Source organism: Colwellia sp. RSH04, assembly GCF_003545765.1.
GTDB lineage: Bacteria > Pseudomonadota > Gammaproteobacteria > Enterobacterales > Alteromonadaceae > Colwellia.
On the sequence record NZ_QXIO01000006.1, the window covers coordinates 257,233 to 277,868 of the forward strand.

At 38.3% G+C, this 20,636-nt stretch carries 17 protein-coding genes and 1 rRNA gene; 2 read left to right on the plus strand and 16 right to left on the minus strand.

Features of this window, described 5'->3' with window-relative positions; translation table 11 throughout:
- Positions 1 to 2 precede the first annotated feature (2 nt).
- Together D1094_RS12260 and D1094_RS12265 are read left to right on the plus strand one after the other, a co-directional pair.
- Complete coding sequence (locus D1094_RS12260; RefSeq protein ID WP_118960387.1) at positions 3 to 3,122, plus strand: efflux RND transporter permease subunit; 3,120 nt, start codon at positions 3 to 5, stop codon at positions 3,120 to 3,122.
- Entirely contained in the window at positions 3,115 to 4,482 is a 1,368-nt protein-coding gene (locus tag D1094_RS12265; protein WP_118960388.1) for an efflux transporter outer membrane subunit, read from the plus strand. Before D1094_RS12260 ends, D1094_RS12265 begins: the two co-directional genes overlap by 8 nt.
- A gap of 230 nt (positions 4,483 to 4,712) precedes the next feature.
- On the opposite strand, the gene D1094_RS12270 is transcribed toward D1094_RS12265, so the two are convergent.
- The 16 genes from D1094_RS12270 to rrf form a co-directional block, all read right to left on the minus strand.
- Complete coding sequence (locus D1094_RS12270) at positions 4,713 to 5,885, minus strand: GGDEF domain-containing protein (RefSeq protein WP_118960389.1); 1,173 nt, start codon at positions 5,883 to 5,885, stop codon at positions 4,713 to 4,715.
- A gap of 142 nt (positions 5,886 to 6,027) precedes the next feature.
- On the minus strand, positions 6,028 to 7,860 hold the full coding sequence (gene glmS / locus D1094_RS12275; RefSeq protein WP_118960390.1) for a glutamine--fructose-6-phosphate transaminase (isomerizing): 1,833 nt from the start codon (positions 7,858 to 7,860) through the stop codon (positions 6,028 to 6,030).
- 70 nt (positions 7,861 to 7,930) lie between these two features.
- On the minus strand, positions 7,931 to 8,689 hold the full coding sequence (locus D1094_RS12280) for a DeoR/GlpR family DNA-binding transcription regulator (RefSeq protein ID WP_118960391.1): 759 nt from the start codon (positions 8,687 to 8,689) through the stop codon (positions 7,931 to 7,933).
- A 182-nt stretch (positions 8,690 to 8,871) separates the two neighbouring features.
- Positions 8,872 to 10,233: a bifunctional UDP-N-acetylglucosamine diphosphorylase/glucosamine-1-phosphate N-acetyltransferase GlmU gene (gene glmU / locus D1094_RS12285; RefSeq protein WP_118960392.1), complete on the minus strand. Its 1,362-nt coding sequence runs from the start codon at positions 10,231 to 10,233 to the stop codon at positions 8,872 to 8,874.
- A gap of 75 nt (positions 10,234 to 10,308) precedes the next feature.
- A complete protein-coding gene (locus D1094_RS12290; protein WP_118960393.1) occupies positions 10,309 to 11,046 on the minus strand; it encodes an MBL fold metallo-hydrolase in 738 nt (245 codons plus the stop codon).
- Between the two features lie 22 nt (positions 11,047 to 11,068).
- Positions 11,069 to 11,680 carry a chemotaxis protein gene (locus tag D1094_RS12295; RefSeq protein WP_118960394.1) on the minus strand — a complete coding sequence of 204 codons (612 nt, stop codon included), beginning with the start codon at positions 11,678 to 11,680 and terminating at the stop codon, positions 11,069 to 11,071.
- 220 nt (positions 11,681 to 11,900) lie between these two features.
- Positions 11,901 to 12,323, minus strand: coding sequence for a F0F1 ATP synthase subunit epsilon (locus D1094_RS12300; RefSeq protein ID WP_118960395.1), 423 nt, complete (start codon positions 12,321 to 12,323; stop codon positions 11,901 to 11,903).
- 61 nt (positions 12,324 to 12,384) lie between these two features.
- On the minus strand, positions 12,385 to 13,770 hold the full coding sequence (atpD, locus tag D1094_RS12305) for a F0F1 ATP synthase subunit beta (RefSeq protein WP_118960396.1): 1,386 nt from the start codon (positions 13,768 to 13,770) through the stop codon (positions 12,385 to 12,387).
- A 99-nt stretch (positions 13,771 to 13,869) separates the two neighbouring features.
- Positions 13,870 to 14,733, minus strand: coding sequence for a F0F1 ATP synthase subunit gamma (atpG, locus tag D1094_RS12310; protein ID WP_118960397.1), 864 nt, complete (start codon positions 14,731 to 14,733; stop codon positions 13,870 to 13,872).
- Positions 14,734 to 14,772: 39 nt separating this feature from the next.
- Positions 14,773 to 16,314, minus strand: coding sequence for a F0F1 ATP synthase subunit alpha (gene atpA, locus D1094_RS12315; RefSeq protein ID WP_118960398.1), 1,542 nt, complete (start codon positions 16,312 to 16,314; stop codon positions 14,773 to 14,775).
- 15 nt (positions 16,315 to 16,329) lie between these two features.
- Complete coding sequence (gene atpH / locus D1094_RS12320) at positions 16,330 to 16,863, minus strand: F0F1 ATP synthase subunit delta (RefSeq protein WP_118960399.1); 534 nt, start codon at positions 16,861 to 16,863, stop codon at positions 16,330 to 16,332.
- Positions 16,864 to 16,875: 12 nt separating this feature from the next.
- The gene (gene atpF, locus D1094_RS12325; protein WP_118960400.1) at positions 16,876 to 17,346 is read right to left on the minus strand and encodes a F0F1 ATP synthase subunit B; all 471 of its coding nucleotides are present in this window, start codon (positions 17,344 to 17,346) and stop codon (positions 16,876 to 16,878) included.
- 39 nt (positions 17,347 to 17,385) lie between these two features.
- A complete protein-coding gene (gene atpE / locus D1094_RS12330) occupies positions 17,386 to 17,610 on the minus strand; it encodes a F0F1 ATP synthase subunit C (RefSeq protein WP_118960401.1) in 225 nt (74 codons plus the stop codon).
- Between the two features lie 114 nt (positions 17,611 to 17,724).
- Positions 17,725 to 18,510, minus strand: coding sequence for a F0F1 ATP synthase subunit A (gene atpB / locus D1094_RS12335; RefSeq protein WP_118960402.1), 786 nt, complete (start codon positions 18,508 to 18,510; stop codon positions 17,725 to 17,727).
- 37 nt (positions 18,511 to 18,547) lie between these two features.
- On the minus strand, positions 18,548 to 18,940 hold the full coding sequence (locus D1094_RS12340; protein WP_118960403.1) for an ATP synthase subunit I: 393 nt from the start codon (positions 18,938 to 18,940) through the stop codon (positions 18,548 to 18,550).
- A gap of 1,576 nt (positions 18,941 to 20,516) precedes the next feature.
- Positions 20,517 to 20,631: ribosomal RNA gene (gene rrf, locus D1094_RS12345) — 5S ribosomal RNA — on the minus strand.
- Between the last annotated feature and the right edge of the window lie 5 nt (positions 20,632 to 20,636).

The window sequence follows — 20,636 nt, forward strand, 5'->3', positions numbered from 1 at the left end:
TTATGTTTTCTCACTTTTTCATAAAAAGACCCATTTTTGCGAGTGTTATCTCGATAATCATTGTACTTACTGGCATTGTATCTTTACTGGGCTTACCCATAGATCAATATCCTAATATTACTCCGCCGCAAGTTAAAGTATCTACCTCTTTCTCAGGAGCAACCGCCAGTGTCGCTTCTGAATCAGTAGGTGTACCACTGGAACAAGAGTTAAACGGCACACCAAAAATGTTGTACATGGAGTCCAAGTCAACTAACTCTGGCAGCACCAGTATTACGGTCACGTTTGAAGTAGGAACAGATGCCGATTTAGCCGCTGTTGATGTACAAAATACTGCCAGTCAAGCAGGCTCAGACTTACCCGTTGACGTACAACAAAATGGCGTAACGGTTTCAACAGAAAGCTCAGTAGAACTACTTAAAATAGCACTCACCTCAGAAGACACTAAATACAATGATATTTATTTGAGTAACTATGCCTCAATTAATATTCAAGCCGCATTAAAGCGCATACCCGGTGTTGGTCGTGTAAGAAATACAGGTTCACGTAGTTATTCTATGCGTATTTGGATTAGACCTGATCGTATGGCAGGTTATGGCCTTACCGTGACCGATGTGAGCAACGCTATAAAGGAACAAAATAAAGAAGCTGCCGCCGGTACTATTGGTGCACAACCCATGAACGAAGAGATCAAACTTAACTTCCCCATTAATGCGCAAGGTCGTTTTAACAAAGTTGAAGATTTTAAGAATATTATGGTGAAAGTTGACCCTGACGGATCAATTATACGCTTACGTGATATTGCAAATATTGAGCTGGGTTCTTCTGCTTACACACTACAGTCTGGTCTTAATGGTCAACCTGCAACTATTTTGCAAGTCTACATGTTACCAGGTTCAAATGCCCTTGAAGTGACCAAAAGAGTTAAAGCTGAAATGGCCACTTTAGCTAAAGCATTCCCTCAAGGAATAAATTGGGTAAGCTTTTATGATGCCTCTGAATTTATAGAGCTTTCAATAAACGAGGTAAAAAACACCTTATTTCAAGCACTACTTTTAGTAATATTGGTTGTGTATTTGTTTTTACAGAATTGGCGAACTACCTTAATTCCAGCATTAGCTGTGCCCGTTTCTATCATTGGTACTTTTGTCGCACTAGCAGCCTTTGGGCTGACCATCAACACCATTAGTTTATTAGCTTTGGTGCTCGCTATTGGTATTGTGGTTGATGACGCTATTGTTGTGGTTGAAAGTGTCGAGCGTATTATACAAGAACAGAAAATTTCTGTTTTTCTTGCTACTAAACAAGCGATGTCAGAGCTGTCAGGTGCATTAGTCGCAACCTCGCTGGTACTTGCGGCGGTATTTGTTCCAGTCTCTTTCCTCGCGGGTATTACAGGAATAATGTATCGAGAATTTGCTATCGCTATTACTGTAGCCGTTTTAATTTCAACCATTGTGGCTTTGACCTTAAGTCCTGCACTTTGCGTTTTATTTTTAAAAGAAAACCAGCAAAGTGGCAGTAATCGATTTTTCGATGCCTTTAATCGCTGGATAGATAATCTCGCTAAAAAATATACCGCTATAGTGAAATTAACCTGCTTTAATGCTAAACGGAGTTATATGGCTATTGCCGTTGCGTTCATTGGCTTCTGGTTAATTTTTTCAAACTTACCTACTGGCTTTATCCCTCAAGAAGATCAGGGACGTTTTTTTGTAGATATCACGCTGCCTGATGCAGCGACCGTTACTCGTACTAACAAAGTCATTCAAGAAGCTGAAAAGCATATATTAGCCCACGATGCCATCGCTTATTCTTTCTCTCTTGCTGGTGAAAATAGACGCGCAGGTAGTAGTCAAGCTAATGGGCAACTTGAAGTCATCTTGAAGCCTTGGTCATATCGCGCTGATAAAGACTATAACGTTGAGCAAGTAATGAATGAGCTTAAACCTGTGTTAGAAGCTATTCCTACCGCTCAATTTAATGTTTATCAACCTTCTGCGGTTTCTGGAGTAGGCAGTGGTTCAGGGGTTGAAATGGCATTACAAGATCGCAGTGGTTCAAACTTTGATGGATTAATGGAAACATTAAACCTTGTCTTAGACGAGTTAAACAAACAGCCAGAAATAGCTAAAGCTTCAAGCCCTGTACAAGCGCAAGTACCACAACTTTTCTTAGAAGTTGATAGAGAAAAAGCCATGGCATTAGAAGTACCTATTGCTGATGTATATAGCACCATGCAAGTATTAACAGGCTCATCTACTATCAATGACTTCAATTTATTTGGTCGAGTATATCGAGTAAAAATGCAAGCTGATGAGCAATTTAGGGCAAGACCAAGTGATTTAAATAATTTTTATGTAAGAAGTGGCAATGGCGCGATGGTTCCCTTGAATGTACTAGCTAAAATTAGTTTAACCACGGGGCCATCTGCGATAAATCGTTATAATTTATTTTCTAGCGCAAACATAAATGTATCGCCTGCAGAGGGCTATTCAAGTGGCGATGCAATCAGCGCTATTGAACGAGTGACTGACGAATTACTCCCTCAAGGTATGGGATACGAGTGGACAGGTTTAACCTATCAAGAAATAAAATCTGCTGGTCAAATGAATACCGCATTATTACTCGCTATTATATTCGTGTTTTTATTTTTAGCGGCGTTATACGAAAGTTGGACATTACCATTAGCGGTATTACTAATTTCACCTATTGCTATGTTAGGCGCGAGCGTAACCGTATGGTTAGCTGGTATTGAAAATAATTTATTCTTCCAAGTTGCTTTCATCTCATTAATTGGCTTAGCAGCAAAAAACTCTATTCTTATTGTTGAAGTAGCAAATCAATTGTACCGTGATGGCTTATCTGCCCAACAAGCTGCGTTTAAAGCCGCCAGCTTAAGGTTTAGACCTATAATGATGACTGCCGCTTCATTCATTTTAGGGGTACTACCCCTTATTCTCGCTGTAGGGCCTGGCTCTGTAAGTAGACAGTCTATCTCATACCCTATTCTAGGAGGCATGATATTAGCGAGTACGATTGGCATTATTTTAGTTCCTCTTTTCTTTATTACTGTTGCACGTTATATGAAGGTTGAGCCTAAAGGAGAGGTAAATGAATAAGCAGTGTACTATTGCAGCACTCTCATTATTAATAAGTGCATGTACTCTAGGGCCTAACTTTGAAAAGCCAACGCTATCAATACAAGATAAATTCCAAGGTGCGGAAAACTATAAAACCGATGACAGTAGTGCGTTTATTCAGTGGCAACAAGCTTATCAAGATCCTGAGTTACAAAGATTAATCAAAAAAGCGTTGGCACAAAACTATGATTTAGCCATCGCTATCTCACGTATTAAAGAAGCCAGAGCATTAGCGAATGTTGCTGATGCAGCTTTCTATCCCTCTATTGGTGTATTCGCTGAAAGTGAACGAGCCTCTGAAGGCAGCGCTAGTGAATATGATGATAATCACCAATTAAAAGGAGAGCTCTCTTGGGATCTTGACTTATTTGGCTATAACAGGCGTGCAAGTGAAGCTGCGTGGGCTAATTTAGCTGGATTAGGGCAAGCAAGAAATGTAGTTGAAATAAACTTAATCGCTGATGTTGCCAGTACCTATTTTGCGCTTAAAGACCTAGAAGAAAAAATTCAACTAAGTCAAAGTACGATAACCTTAAGGGAGCGTGCATTACATATTGCCCAATTACGAAAAACAAATGGTATGGTTTCAGGACTTGATGTTAGGCAAGCCGAAGTTGAATTAGAGTCGGCAAAAGTAACAATCCCAAAATTAGAGCTGCAGCGATTAGAAACCATTAACCGCTTGAAGTTACTGATTGCTGATGAGCAAACGACAATAGCAACGAGTATTGATTTAACAGAACAAACTTTACCTGTAACTATACCTGTTGGTATTCCTTCACAGGTATTAAAACGCCGCCCCGATGTTTTGCAAGTAGAAGCAGAGTTACATGCGGCAACGGCAGAAGTTGGGATGGCTACCGCTAACTTATTTCCTAAGATAACACTAACGAGCGAATTCGGTTTTGAAAGTAGTCAACTGTCTGGCTTGTTATCTGGTGACAGCACTTATTGGGAACTCGTTGGTGGAATAACCCAGCCTTTATTCAATGCAGGTAAATTACAAAACAGCCTCACTGCTGCTGAAGAACGTGCTTATCAGGCAAGCCTAGCGTATCAAAAAGTTGTAATGAACGCCTTTCTTGAGGTCAGTAATGAGTTAATGGCGTTCAAATCAAGCGAAACTATTTATTTATCACAAGAAAGGTTACTTATCTCATCAAAAGAGTATGAAAGATTAGCGCGTTTGCGTTATAGAAACGGGGTTGCCAGTGCATTAGATCTTATGGATGCTCAAAGAAAACTGTTTGATGCACAACTCTCTTTTAGCTCAGCTAAAAAAGATCGTCTCGTGACTTTTGTTAACCTTTATCGTGCACTTGGCGGTGGCTGGGGATAATTAAAATATTTTTAAATCGGTAGCAGTATCGTTAACCTCAGCTCGGGTTAAGAGATAAGTTAATCGTTTGAAATTGTTAGACTTGTGGTTTTAGCAACTCACTAGCTTGATAGTTTTTTTCATTCAAGGCAAATTCATTAAGATTAGTTATTCTATTGTTTATGAATTTAACACAGAAGTAAGGAAAAATAGCTGCTAGGAAGCTATTTATTATCCCGAGTTGAGGTTAGTTAATGTTTGTCAGATTCTGCTTGATAATAAGTATCTCTGCCCGCCGCTTTAGCTTTATACATGGCAATATCTGCTCTGTTAATTAGTTCTTGCTGCGAATTATTTTTTTCTACCGTCGCACAGCCAAAACTCGCCGTAACATTAATGAATTCTCCTTGCCAATTTAGTGAGTTATCAGAGACGGTATCTTTTAATTTTTGTGCAATCATTAAGACTTCTTCTTCATTCGTTGCCGGCAATAAAAGAAGAAACTCTTCTCCGCCATATCGACTAAACAAATCCGTAGTTCTAATAACATTGTTCACACAATCAGCTGTTTGTTTTAAAACAGCATCCCCTGCTGCATGACCATAGTTATCATTCACTTTCTTAAAGTAATCTAAGTCAAATAAAATAACACTATAAGGAGTGCCATTTCTAAGCCACAGATGATGAATTCTGTCTAGAGATAACAACACTGCTCTTCTATTCCACAATCCTGTCAGATAATCCTTTTCTGCTCTACTTCTTACCTTATCTACTAATCGAGTCAATGCGTTACCGAACATCGCAATATTAATGACAAGTGTAAGAATAATATAAGTCCATAACATAGGAACGGCTTCAGCTTTGGCTATTGAAGCTAAATGATCTTCTGCTTGAGGTGCAAACAACAATATTATTGCCCTAGTAAAAAAAACTAAGGCTATGGCGGTTATAGGAATAATGACAATGGTTGAGCCCTTAACCTCCTTAAAATGAATAAAGTGATCGAGGGCTAATTGTGAAAAAATAATAAAAGTAGCAATTGAAAATAAGATACCCAGTTGAATATTAGAGCTATAGTGGGGTTTAAACAAAAGCATAATCAATGTTACTGAGAATAAAAATATACAATCAATTCGAATACTATGTCTTATTTTAAATAATTGCTGGGTACCCCATCGTAATAATATAAAGCCACTCAAAAGACTTAAGTCTGCCCCAAACCAAAACAAGTAACTTGTAGAGTCATCCCTATAGGTCGATAAAAACAAGCCTAATATAACGAGTAAATTTGCTAACGCATACCTTGCTGATGCCTTTGGAGCAATACCAAGAGGGTAAGCTAAAATGCCCCATGCAAACGCAGAAGTCCCTGTTAGTAAACCAATAAAAATGATTAGCTGCGTTGCTAAAGGGTCGAAATCCATAAGTTATCTAAAATGACTTTTCTTTAACTATAGCTTAAGAATATTAATACTTATGATAAAAACTTTTCTTCTTGTGAAAAACAAGCATAAAAAAACGGCTACTTAAAAAGTTAGCCGTTTTAGAAATTTCTTGAGCTAGAAGTTACTCGACTGTAACACTTTTTGCTAAATTACGTGGCTGATCAACATCAGTACCTTTGATTATCGCTACATAGTAAGATAGTAACTGTAGTGGCAAAGTGTAAACAATTGGCGCAATAATATCGTCGCACAATGGTACGTCTATTACCTTCATTGTTTCATCACTTGAAAAGTTAGCATTGCTATCTGCGAATACATACATCAAGCCGCCGCGAGCTCGTACTTCTTCAACGTTTGATTTTAATTTTTCAATTAAGTCATTTTGTGGTGCAACAACAATTACTGGCATTTCAGCATCGATTAGCGCTAAAGGACCATGCTTTAATTCTCCCGCAGCATAGGCTTCGGCATGAATATATGAAATTTCTTTCAGCTTTAATGCTCCTTCCATTGCAATAGGATACTGATCGCCACGACCTAGAAATAAAGCATGGTTTTTATCGGCAAAATCTTCTGCTAACGCTTCAATAGGATCTGCTAATGCTAATACTTCTTCTAATTTGTTCGGTAATGTCATGATTGATTGAGCGATTTCAGCTTGTCTTTCTTCACTCATGCCATGATGCTTACCAAGAGCAAGTGTCATCATTAACAAGCCAACCAGTTGAGTGGTAAAAGCTTTTGTTGAAGCCACGCCAATTTCTGCACCCGCCTTGGTCATAAAGGCTAAGTCAGATTCACGTACCAATGATGAACCAGCAACATTACAGATTGTTAGACTGGCTTTGTAACCTAAATCTTTTGCTAGTCTTAATGCAGCTAAGGTATCTGCCGTTTCACCTGATTGAGAAATAGTTACTAGCAACGCATTCTTAGGTACATGAGATTTTCGGTACCTAAACTCACTGGCTATTTCAATGTTACATGAAACGCCCGCATGTGCTTCCAGCCAGTAACGTGCCACCATTCCAGAGTGATAGCTGGTACCACAGGCAATAATTTGTACATGTTCTATTTCTTTGAAAATATCATCAGCACTGTCACCAAAGGTGTTTATATCTAACGTAGAACCGATTAAACGACCTTCTAGGGTGTTTCGAATTGCAGTAGGCTGTTCGTATGTCTCTTTTAACATATAGTGACGATATTCGCCCTTATCGCCCGCATCATGACTTACTTCAGATTCTTTTGCTTCACGTATTACTGGATTACCTTCTTTATCAACGATATTGACTTCAAATCGCGTGATTTCAGCTACATCACCTTCTTCCAAATATGAGAACTTGCGTGTAACTGGCAGTAAAGCCATTAAATCTGAAGCAATGAAGTTTTCACCAAGGCCGTAACCTATGACTAAAGGGCTGCCAGAACGTGCAACCACCACGCGATCTTTATCACGAGTGTCCATCACTACGGTGCCATATGCACCTTCAAGTTGTTTTACGGTTAACTGCACCGCTTCCATTAAAGATGAGGCTTTTTTCAATTCATAATGAACTAAGTGGGTAATTACTTCTGTATCGGTTTCAGAAGCAAACTCATAACCTAATGCTTGTAGTTTCTCTCTTAGTTCATTGTGGTTTTCAATAATACCATTATGCACTACTGCGATAGTATTCGATGAAATATGTGGGTGAGCATTCGCTTCACTTGGTGCACCATGAGTTGCCCAACGGGTATGCGCTATGCCTGTGCCTCCAACTAGTGGCGAGTCATTTAATGCATCAGCCAATTCTTGCACTTTGCCTAATCGTCTTAAACGATTTAAGCCATGTTGATTATCGATAATTGCAACGCCAGCTGAGTCATATCCTCTGTACTCTAGGCGTTTTAGTCCTTCAACTAAAATATCTGCTACGTCACGTTGTGCTACTGCACCAACAATGCCACACATAATTAATTTCCTTTATTCTTTCTTGGTTTAAAAGGCAGAATGACGTTCTACCTGAAAAGTATTCGCTTGGTTAAGCAATAATTAATTTTACACCCTGCTTGGTTAGCGCATCTTGCATTTCGCTAGATAAGCCATCATCAGTAATGAGTGTATGTATTTGCTCCCAAGACAATTCTAAATTAGGAATTTTCTTGGTTATTTTTTCTGATTCAACTAATACAATTACTTCTCGAGCTACTTCCGCCATTACACGACTTAAGCCAATAAGCTCATTGAAGGTTGTTGTTCCTCGGTTTATATCGATACCGTCAGCACCAATAAATAATTGGTCGAAATCATATGAACGTAGAACTTGTTCAGCCACTTGCCCTTGAAATGCCTCTGAATTTGAATCCCAAGTGCCACCTGTCATAAGTAGTGTTGGTTCACTTTCTAATGCGTGTATTTCATTAGCAATACTTAACGCGTTTGTCATAACAACTAACCCGTTCTTGTTTCCAAGCTCGCTAACTAATGCAGCAGTAGTTTGCCCACTATCAATAATGATTCTATTGTGATCTCTTATCAGAGTAGATGCTCTCTTTGCTATCTTGCGTTTTTGCTCTGACAGTGTTTCACCTTTAAGTTCTGTAATCTCACTTGGTAAAGCAACAGCACCGCCATAACGCCTTAACAGCAAACCACTGTTTTCAAGTGCAGCTAAATCTTTTCGGATAGTGACTTCAGAAGTATCAAAGTGCTTAGCTAAACTTTCAACGCTCACCTCACCATGTAAGTTGAGATCTGCAATGATGTTATGTCGACGCTGTTGAGTATTTCTTTTTGGCATGATGAATGACTTTTGTAGTTACTTTCGATAGGTTTTTATATATTTCGATATAACAGTATTATGTTTCATACCGAAAGGTATTGCAATATAAACCCATTAACATTTGATATTTTCTGACCATTTAGTCAATTTAAAGAGATAAAAAAAGCACCTTTTGGTGCTTTTTTTAAATACTTAGCTTTTTATTTTTTCTTAATTGGTCTCTGCCAACCCACAACATTTCGCTGCTTGCCACGAGCAATGGCTAGTTCTTCTTCGGCAACTGTTTTACTTATCACTGAACCAGCCCCAACCGTAGCTTTTTCTCCTATCTTTACTGGGGCAACAAGTGAGCTATTAGAACCGATAAAAGCATTATCACCAATTGTAGTAGTCGATTTATTTACACCATCGTAGTTACAAGTAATAGTACCAGCGCCAATATTAACCTTACTGCCAATAACAGCGTTGCCTAAGTAGGTTAAATGCCCAGCTTTGCTACCTTCTCCTAGGGTTGTTTTTTTCGTCTCAACAAAGTTACCTATATGTGAATCACGCTTCATTAAGGTATCTGGTCTAATACGAGCAAAAGGACCAACAGAACAATCTGCTTCGATAACAGCATCTTCAATAATAGTATTGGCTTTTATGACTACATTCTCGCCGATAGTGGCATTTTTTATGATTGTGTTAGCACCGATAGTCACATTATCTGCTAACGATACTTCACCTTCAAAAATACAATTAACATCAATAACAACTTCACTACCAACAGATAAATTACCACGAACATCGATACGAGCAGGGTCACGCAAACTTGCACCAGCAATCATTAATTCTTCAGCTTTTCTTGCTTGATATGCTCTTTCAAGCGCTGCTAGTTGTACTCTATTATTAGCACCTTCTACTTCAACTTCTGTTTCAGGGTGAGCTGTAGAGATAATTTTACCTTCACAGTGTGCTGTAGCAATAATATCTGTTAAATAATATTCACCTTGTGCATTATTATTTGATAAGCCACTTAACCATCGTTTTAAATCTTTACCATTAGCCAACAATATCCCTGTGTTTGCTTCATTAATACGTAGTTGCTCGGCATTAGCATCTTTTTGTTCAACAATACCCACAACAGTCGCTCCATCTCTTACAATGCGACCATAACCTGTAGGGTTAGCTAAATGTACGGTAAGTAATGCCATACCGTTATCAGGTTTCACTGATAAAAGGCTATTTAACGTAGAGACCTTGGTTAAAGGAACATCGCCATATAATACAAGTACATCTTCATCATCTTTCAAATAAGGAGACGCTTGATCTACCGCATGGCCAGTACCTAGTTGCTCTTTTTGCTCAACAAAGGTCAGATCATCCCCTGTTACTTCTGCTTTAAGTAATTCACCACCAAAACCGTATACAACATAAATATTTTCAGCACCTAAATGTCGAGCGCTATCAATAACATGCCCAACCATAGGCTTGTCTGCAACAGGGTGAAGAACTTTGGGTAATGAAGAGCGCATACGGGTACCTTTACCCGCAGCAAGAATAACGACAGAAAGTGACATACAGAACCTAAACTAAGATTGATTTAGGCGTATTCTAACTTTGTTTAATGTGAAAACAAAGGTTAAGTGTATATGTTAGCCTTTGTTAAGGACTCCAACTTCTAAATTTTCAAACCAGTCGAGAAAACGTTTTACATCATCGCCTTTAAATATTCTGCCGTGCTGAGGGCACATCATCTCAACATCAAGTTTTCTAACTCGCCTTACCCAATCGTTCTTAGCTTCATTTGAAGGCATCCAACGTTGGTGAAACATTCTCATTTTTTTAGCATGCTCATCAAAGTCTTCAACAAAAAGTGGCGCATCAACAGGCTCCATGGCAGCGCCAATGTCACCCGACATCAGTATTTTAGCCTCAGGATCATAAACATTGAAATTCCCCGATGAATGTAAATAGTGAGCAGGGATAAACTCTAAGCTTACACCGTCTAACTTTAACGTATTACCTTCATCAGGAATTGCTGAATAATTAATATTATTCATACCAAAATGCCTGATGAAGCTCTCCCATAACCATGGGGAATGTAATGTCGCAGACGGAAGGGCTTGATCCCATAATCCTAATGATGAAATGATATCTGGGTCTTGATGAGAGGCAAACAAGTGGGTGATTTTATTCGCGGGTACTTGTTTAATAACGGCTGCAAGCATTGCTGAAAAAAGCTCAATACCACCAGGATCCATCAGTAACGAGTTATTCTTTGTTACTACCATATATTGATTAGTATCTATTATCGCTTCAGGCTTTTCGTCATCTCGTCCAAACATTAACCAAGTATGGCTAGGGCATTCAAATAATTTGTGGGTTTTCATACTTTATTATCTTCCAATATTATTAGTATTCTTCTAGAGTTGAAACCATTTGCTGTGAGTACTTTATATGGTTCTTAATTTTGCCTGCTGCGCCTTCTACATTATCGGCAACATTAATAAGTGCATCTTGGTATTGAGAACCGGCTTGTGATGCTTCAACTCTTGATAATGTAGCTAATATCACAGCATTACGCAGCTCACTACTTAAAGTTTCTAACTCTTCACTCAATTGCTCTATTTGCCTTCGATAGGTTTTTTCTAATCTATCTTGCTCAGACTTACAGCGTTCGTATACTTCATCTAAACTATCAATATACGGTGATTCATTAGCAATTTTGTAAACTGAATTAAAGTGTTTTATTGCTCCATCTGCTCTCACTTTTTCGGCTGAGGTTTGACTAAGCGTCGCTGCCATTTGGTTTATTTTTTTTGAAGAGCTAATGGTTATTTCTGCAAGACGATCAATAAAATCAGTTAATGGTCTAAACCCAGCTGCACGCTCACCTGCCCTAAGAGCTACAGCTCTAGCATTACTTGCAGTCAAAGACAGCTTTTGTGCAATGGTTGTTGCTTGATCTAGTTTTGCTGCTATTTCAGCAACTGAAACGAAGTAATTTTGGGAAAGATCAGTCATTTAATTAAATTTCAAATTAGACATTTAATAAATATAGACAGTGTTTATAACTAATGTAAGGAAAATAATTAATTTATTTAAAAATATTTGGTGTTCATTGATCTAGACAAATTAATTTTAGGCAAAAATAAAAAAGCGAGTATCACTAGGTGAAACTCGCTTCTTAATACATTGAAATCACTAAAACTTAGTGCTTGTTTAATATCACATCGAAATGATATTAGACTTTTTTCTTACCTGCTTGAATAACACGTAATTGCGCAATAGCGCGTGCTAATTCAGCAGCAACTTCAGCATAATCTACATCACCGCCATGGGCGTTCATGTTTTCTTCTGCACGTTGCTTAGACTCTAACGCTGCTTGCTCATCCAAATCATCTGCACGTGTCGCAACATCGGCTAACACAATGACATTGTTTGGTTGAACTTCTAGCATACCACCTGAAAGATAAATAACTTCTTCAGTACCATCTTTTTTAGTGATTAACGCCATACCAGGTTTTAGTGAGGTCAGTAAAGGTGCGTGACCAGGCATAATACCTAATTCACCTTCACTACCTGTGATCTGTAATGATTTAATGCTACCAGAAAATAAACTTTCTTCTGCACTTACTACATTAAGATTAACAGTTAATAATGCCATTTGACTCGACCTCTATAATAATAAGCACTTAACATATTAATATTAAGTGCTTACCAGATGATTACATCTTACCAGCTTTCTCGATGGCTTCTTCAATACCACCAACCATGTAGAACGCTTGCTCAGGTAGATCATCATATTCACCAGCTAAAATGCCTTTAAAGCCTGAGATGGTGTCTTTTAATGAAACATATTTACCTGGAGAACCTGTAAATACTTCAGCAACGAAGAACGGCTGAGATAAGTAACGTTGGATCTTACGTGCGCGAGATACCGTTTGCTTATCTTCTTCAGATAACTCATCCATACCTAAGATAGCGATGATATCTTTAAGTTCTTTGTAACGCTGTAATACAGATTGAACACCACGAGCAGTTTCATAATGCTCAGTACCAACCACTAATGGGTCTAACTGACGAGAAGATGAATCTAATGGGTCAATTGCAGGATAAATACCTTGTGCAGCGATATCACGACTTAGTACAACTGTTGCATCTAAATGAGCGAAGGTTGTTGCTGGACTCGGGTCAGTTAAATCATCCGCAGGTACGTATACCGCTTGGATTGAAGTAATTGAACCTTTGTTAGTCGACGTAATACGCTCTTGAAGTACACCCATTTCTTCAGCAAGTGTTGGTTGGTAACCAACCGCTGACGGCATACGACCAAGAAGTGCTGATACTTCAGTACCTGCAAGTGTATAACGGTAAATGTTATCTACGAAGAATAATACATCACGACCTTCGTCACGGAATTTTTCTGCCATAGTCAAACCTGTCATGGCAACACGTAAACGGTTTCCTGGAGGCTCGTTCATTTGACCGTAAACTAACGATACTTTATCAAGTACGTTAGAATCGTTCATTTCGTGATAGAAATCATTACCTTCACGTGTACGCTCACCAACACCAGCGAATACTGAATAACCACTGTGTTCGATTGCGATGTTACGGATAAGCTCCATCATGTTTACAGTTTTACCAACACCTGCACCACCGAATAGACCAACTTTACCACCCTTAGCGAATGGACAAACTAAATCGATTACTTTGATACCAGTCTCTAACAATTCGTTAGACATTGATTGTTCTGCATAAGCTGGTGCTTCACGGTGAATAGACCAACGGTCTTTTTCGCCAATAGGACCAGCTTCATCAATTGGCTCACCAAGTACGTTCATGATGCGACCTAAGGTCTCAACACCAACTGGTACTTGAATACCATTACCTGTATTTACTACATTCAGTCCACGACGCAAACCGTCTGAGGTACCCATTGCAATAGTACGTACAACACCGCCACCAAGCTGCTGCTGTACTTCTAGTACTAAACCGTCAAGGTCACCTTCGGTTATGTTTAATGCGTCATATACCTGAGGTACAGCATCTTGTGGAAATTCAACATCCACAACTGCGCCAATGATTTGGACGACTTTACCTGTACTCATGTTTATTCCTCTTAATTTAAGTTAGCATCGCGATGCTTTAGCTAACTTTTCTTTAAATTACGAAACTTATTGTTACCTGGCTATATCTAAAGCTCAGGATTACCCTACAGCAGCTGCACCAGCAACAATCTCGCCCAACTCTTGGGTGATTGCCGCTTGACGCGCCTTGTTGAATACCAATTGTAAATCGTTAATAAGATCACCAGCATTATCTGTTGCGGCTTTCATAGCGATCATACGGGCGGCTTGCTCGCAAGCTAGGTTTTCTACCACGCCTTGGTATACCTGAGATTCGATATAACGAACAAGTAATTGATCTAATAAAGCATTAGCATCAGGTTCGTAAATATAATCCCAGCGATGACTAATTTCTTCGTCATCTGATTTAGGTAAAGGTAACAATTGATCAACTGTTGGTTGCTGTGTCATGGTATTTACAAATTTATTGTATACCACAAACAGCTTATCAATCTCACCGTTATCATAGGCTTTAAGCATAACCTTAACGCTACCAATTAAATCAGTAACAGATGGGTTATCACCTAAGCCAGATATTTGTGAAGTAACTTTAGCACCCATGCTATTGAAGAATGATGTGGCTTTTGAACCCACAATACCAAATTCAACTTCAGCACCTTCTGCTTGCCATTTGGCAGCATCAGCAAGTACTTTCTTAAATAAGTTAATATTTAAGCCACCACACAAACCACGGTCAGTCGATACAACAATATAGCCTACACGCTTAGTCTCACGTTCTTCCATATAAGGATGACGATATTCTAAGTTACCAAGCGCAATATGGCCGATCACATTTCGTATATTTGTTGCATAAGGACGAGATGCAGCCATACAATCTTGCGCTTTACGCATCTTGCTGGCTGCAACCATTTCCATAGCATTTGTGATCTTTTGAGTGTTTTGTACACTCGCAATCTTGGTTTTTATTTCTTTACCAACGGCCATGACTCTTTCTCCGAAAAGGTTACTTAATTAAAGACTCGATTACCACGTTTGAGTAGACTTGAATGATTCAAGTGCTTTAGTCAAACCAGCTTCGATATCTTTATCGTAGTTACCGCTTTCATTGATAGTAGCCATCAACTCAGCTTGCTCATTATTCACATAAGTATGCAGTGCTTCTTCAAAATCAACTACTTTGTTGATTTCTACATCATTTAAGAAGCCTTTTTCTGCAGCAAATAATGAAACTGCTGTTTCAGCAATTGATAATGGGCTGTATTGCTTTTGCTTCATTAATTCAGTAACACGTTGACCATGCTCTAATTGAGCACGAGTCGCGTCATCTAAGTCAGAAGCAAATTGCGCGAAAGCCGCTAATTCTGCATATTGTGCAAGTGCTAAACGGATACCACCACCAAGTTTCTTGATGATTTTCGTTTGTGCAGCACCACCAACACGAGATACTGAAATACCGGCGTTAACAGCAGGACGGATGCCTGAGTTAAATAGGTTAGATTCTAAGAAGATCTGACCATCGGTAATTGAGATTACGTTAGTTGGTACGAAAGCTGATACATCACCCGCTTGCGTTTCAATAATTGGTAATGCCGTTAAAGAGCCTGTTTTGCCTTTAACTTCACCATTAGTGAATTTTTCTACGTATGCTTCGTTAACACGAGCAGCACGCTCAAGTAAACGACTGTGAAGATAGAAAACATCACCTGGGTAAGCTTCACGACCTGGCGGACGGCGTAAAAGTAATGAGATTTGACGGTAAGCAACAGCTTGCTTAGATAAATCATCATACACGATTAATGCATCTTCACCGCGGTCACGGAAGTATTCACCCATTGAACAACCAGAGTATGGTGCTAAGTATTGTAGTGCAGCAGCTTCAGAAGCTGAGGCAACAACAACAATAGTATTTGATAACGCACCGTGCTCTTCTAAGCTACGTACTACGTTTGCAACAGTAGAGGCTTTTTGACCTACTGCAACGTAAATACTCTTAATACCAGTATTCTTTTGGTTGATGATAGCATCAAGTGCGATCGCTGATTTACCGATTTGACGGTCACCAATGATCAATTCACGTTGGCCACGACCAATTGGAATCATAGAGTCAATTGATTTAATACCAGTTTGAACTGGTTCGTCAACTGATTTACGGTCGATAACACCTGGTGCAACAACTTCTACTGGAGAGAAGCCATCATTTTCAATTGGGCCTTTGCCATCAATTGGTTCACCTAAAGTGTTTACTACACGGCCTAAAAGACCACGACCTACAGGTACTTCCAAAATACGGCCAGTACCTTTAACTTTTTGTCCTTCAGCTAAATCAGCATAAGGACCCATTACTACCGCACCTACCGAATCACGGTCAAGGTTTAAGGCGATAGCAAAACGACTACCAGGAAGTTCGATCATTTCACCTTGCATTACATCGGCAAGGCCATGGATACGAATGATACCATCTGTTACAGAAACGATAGTACCTTCATTACGAGCTTCGCTGACAACGTCGAACTGTTCAATACGATTCTTGATCAGTTCAGCGATTTCAGTGGAATTCAGTTGCATGCTCTGTTCCCTTATCTAAGATTGTAAAGTTGATGCTAAACGGCTCAGTTTACCTTTTACAGAGCCATCAATTACCATATCACCAGCTTGAATTACCAAACCTGATACGATACTTTCATCAATAATACAATTAAGCTTAACTTTACGTGCCAAGCGCTTTTCAAGCGCGGCGCTTAATGTTGTTTTTTGCTCTGCCGTAACTTCTACAGCAGAGGTTACATCCACAGTAATTTCTTGTTCATATTCAGCTTTTAATTGGCTAAATTGTTCAAGTACTTGTGGTAGCACCAACAAACGTTCGTTTTCAGCCATTACTTTTAAAAAGTTTTGGCCTTGACTGTCTACTTGCTCACCACAAACATTAATAAATAATGATTGTGCTTGCTCTACTGAAACACCACCAGACAAATATCCGATAATGGTTTTGTCTTTGGCAACTTCAGCCGCAAATGTTAACTGGGATAACCAGCTATCTATTGCGTTAGCTTCAACAGCAAAGTCGAACGCTGCTTTAGCGTAAGGACGAGCGACAGTTGTCAATTCAGACATAGCTCTTTCCTCTTAAAGTTCAGCGACGAGTTTATCTAAAATGTCGCTGTGAGCAGCGGCATCTATTGAACGCTCAAGAATTTTCTCGGCACCAGCTACAGCAAGAACGGCAACATGTGCGCGTAATTCTTCTTTAGCTCGGTTACGTTCAGTTTCAATTTCTGCATGACCAGCAGCTAAGATTCTTTCTTTCTCAGCTTGTGCTTTACCAGCAGCTTCTTCAACAATTTTAGCTTCATGCTTTTTAGCAGCATCAACAATCGATGCAGCTTCAAGTTTAGCTTCTTTAAGTTGAGCTGTAGCTTTCTCTTGAGCTAACTCAAGATCTTTCGCAGCACGGTCAGAAGCAGCAAGACCATCAGCAATAGTAGCTTGACGTTCTTCAATGGCACCAATAATTGGTGGCCATACATACTTCATACAAAAAATTACAAATACGACAAATGCGATTAATTGCCCAATCAGGGTCATATTAATATCCATTGTGCGTACCTCCTATTAATTCGCTATAAAAAAGGGTGATTAGCCTAGGCCAACAGCGAACAATAGGTATAAACCGATAGCTACACCAATCATAGCAATCGCATCGATAAGACCCGCTACGATGAACATTTTAACTTGTAGTTGAGGTGCTAATTCTGGTTGACGAGCAGCAGATTCTAAGAACTTACCACCTAATAGACCAAAACCAATAGCGGTACCAAGAGCACCTAAACCGATTAGTAGAGCAACTGCGATAGCAATCATATTTTTCTCCGATATTTAAAAGTAAAGTTTAAAGTTAAAAAAAATTGTACGTCGGGCTTCCTGCCCTATTACCCCGTAGGGCCGAATAAATTCGTTTAATTTGTTCCTAACAAATTAGTGGTCTTCGTGAGCTAAACTTAAATAAACAATAGTTAGCATCATAAAAATAAACGCTTGTAATGGGATTACCAACAAGTGGAATGCCGCCCATAAGAAGTGAATTGGTAATTGAAATAAACCAATTGTTGCAATTAGTAAGAAAATTAACTCACCTGCATACAAGTTACCAAATAAACGTAATGCTAAAGATAGAGGACGCGCTAACATCGTAACTGTTTCTAGCAAGAAATTTACTGGATATAAAGACCAGTGACCAAAAGGCTGAGTAGTAAGTTCTTTAATAAACCCACCTACACCTTTTACTTTGATTGAATAGTAGATTATTAGGATAAATACACCTAATGCTAAACCAAAGGTAATGTTAGGATCTGCAGTCGGAACAGGCTTCATGTAAATATCGCCTAATTCCATGCCTGTTGTCCAATGAATAAGGTGCGGTAATAGGTCAACTGGAACCCAATCCATTGCATTCATAAGTAATACCCATACAAAGATAGTAAGACTTAAAGGTGCAATTAAAGGGTTTTTACCGTGAAAGGTGCTTTTAACACTTTCATCGACAAAACCTACAACCATTTCAACAGCACATTGCAATTTACCTGGAACACCAGTTGTTGCTTTTTTCGCTACCGAACGAAATATCAGTAAAAATACCAAACCTAAAAATATTGACCACCCCAAAGAATCTAAATGAACGGCCATAAAGCCTTCACCTACTTTCAAATTGGCGAGATGGTGAACAATATATTCTTGGCTGGTTAATTCAGCACCTGAAGACATATTAATTTCCCAATGATTAAAGTTTAAAAATAAAATCTTAACTGTTGCCGCTATAACTTAGTAACAAAGGAGTCACTAAAGGCAGAGCCACAACCAAACAAAACATACCTAAAAAGGGTACAGGCAATAGCACTAAAAACTTGAAAGCAAGTGCAAATAAAAAAGCTGTTAAACCCATTTTTAATTTAACGCCACTAAAGAAAGATTCGACTACTTTCTTTGATGACTGTGCTCCTGCAAACTTAAATGCTTTATAGGCAAAAACACAATTAGGGATAATAACTACAAACCCGCCAATAAGCGCAGATTTAGCATAGTCAAATCCCCAAATAAAACAAATTAAAAGCGTAAAAAATAAAACAATACCTATAGCTAACATATTCTGTTTAAAGGCAAAAATTTTACCTTCTCTTGTTAAGCTATTTTTCATAGATAATTATATAAACTTAATACGAATAAAATCGTATGATTTATTGTTTTTTAAAGTAAAAACTTTAACGCTAAAAAAGTTTGCGCAAGTATACTTAATCTGGCTTTATTTGCAAGAAAATAGGGCACACAACGCCCCTTATTTGTGCGAATAATATATATTCATGTTACTAATATCACATTAATCAAGAGTTGCCGATTCCTAGAAGACAAGCATATAAAGTGTTCTATCAAACGAAATATAATAAACATGTAACTTGTTTACGTTAAATAAACACCTAGTATGGCTATAATAACGTCATTTTAAATGGTGTCGTTAAAGTTACTGTTATTAATATTGAATAATGTAAATATCAAAGTACTCAGTGTTACAATTCATTTTGGAAGCGATACTGACTTACTTTCTTACGTTGGCAAAGCAAAACAATGTAATTAATTGTACTTTACGTTCAAAAGCACATTAACACTTCATTGATACATTCAATAATTCAGATTGAATGCTAGTCGAAAGTTACAGAATTCTTCAATAACTAAAAGATTATATTTATATATTAATCAAATATGACACATGTGTGACTATTCATTAAAAGAGATAATGCGATCCTTATAAGATTAAGCTCTTTCATTTAATTAAATGAATGTTATCCCGTATTAAACGATTTATTAACATCCTAGATAAATTTTGCGTAGTAGAAATGATACTCGCGTACCCTATTTTTACGACATCAATACACCAGTGTATTGATGCCATATGCAAACAAGTGTAAATGTTATCTATTAAAGTGAGCGATTATTAAACTTATAATTAACAGTAAAAATATAAGTTTCGTAATAAAGTGCATCGATGTATTAATAGAACGATGTCAAAAATGATAGGAAATTATGTTTTATACACATAGCCTTTATCGTGACTTAAGTCACACAATAATAAGAGCCAGTATATGTTACTCAATCATTATAAACGCTATGCAATTTAAATAGTCTCTTCTATTCAATTCGCATAAAGCGAAAACAGTTAGTCTTTTAAAATGCTAGTGACGTACGATGATGTACTAATATCATAAAAGCATTCCTCACATAGATGTGGGCAATTAGAATAATACAAGAGCTTTTACTGAGTATCCCTTACAATAACAAAGTAAGAAGCATAGCAATGTGCCACTTCGCTCTCACATAAAGAGGCTAACACACACTATCAAGCTCGGCTTAAACATATTTAACTCCTGCTTATCTTATGCGTTGAGAATGGGATGAGGTGTAATAAGTTTTGCAATTGAAATAACAAAACCTAAAAAGCAAAAAAATCGTCGCGTTAGCTACGGGTTTCTCTAATAGAAGCTTAGCAATGTCCTACTGACATGAATGGATTCACAAATGATGCGGGTGCAGCATGCATAAGAGCATTCTCAGAAAAAGAGACGAACACCTGCATACTATCACCTCGCGCAAACATAGTTAACTTCTGCTTATCTTAGGCGTTGAGAATGGGATGAGGTGTAATAAGTTTTGCAATTGAAATAACAAAACCTGAAAAGCAAAAAACCCGTAGCGTTAGCTACGGGTTTCTTTAATTAGGAGCTTAGCAATGTCCTACTCTCACATGGGAACTCCCACACTACCATCGGCGCTAACACATTTCACTTCTGAGTTCGGAATGGGATCAGGTGGTTCTATGTCGCTATTGTCGCTAAGCAAAA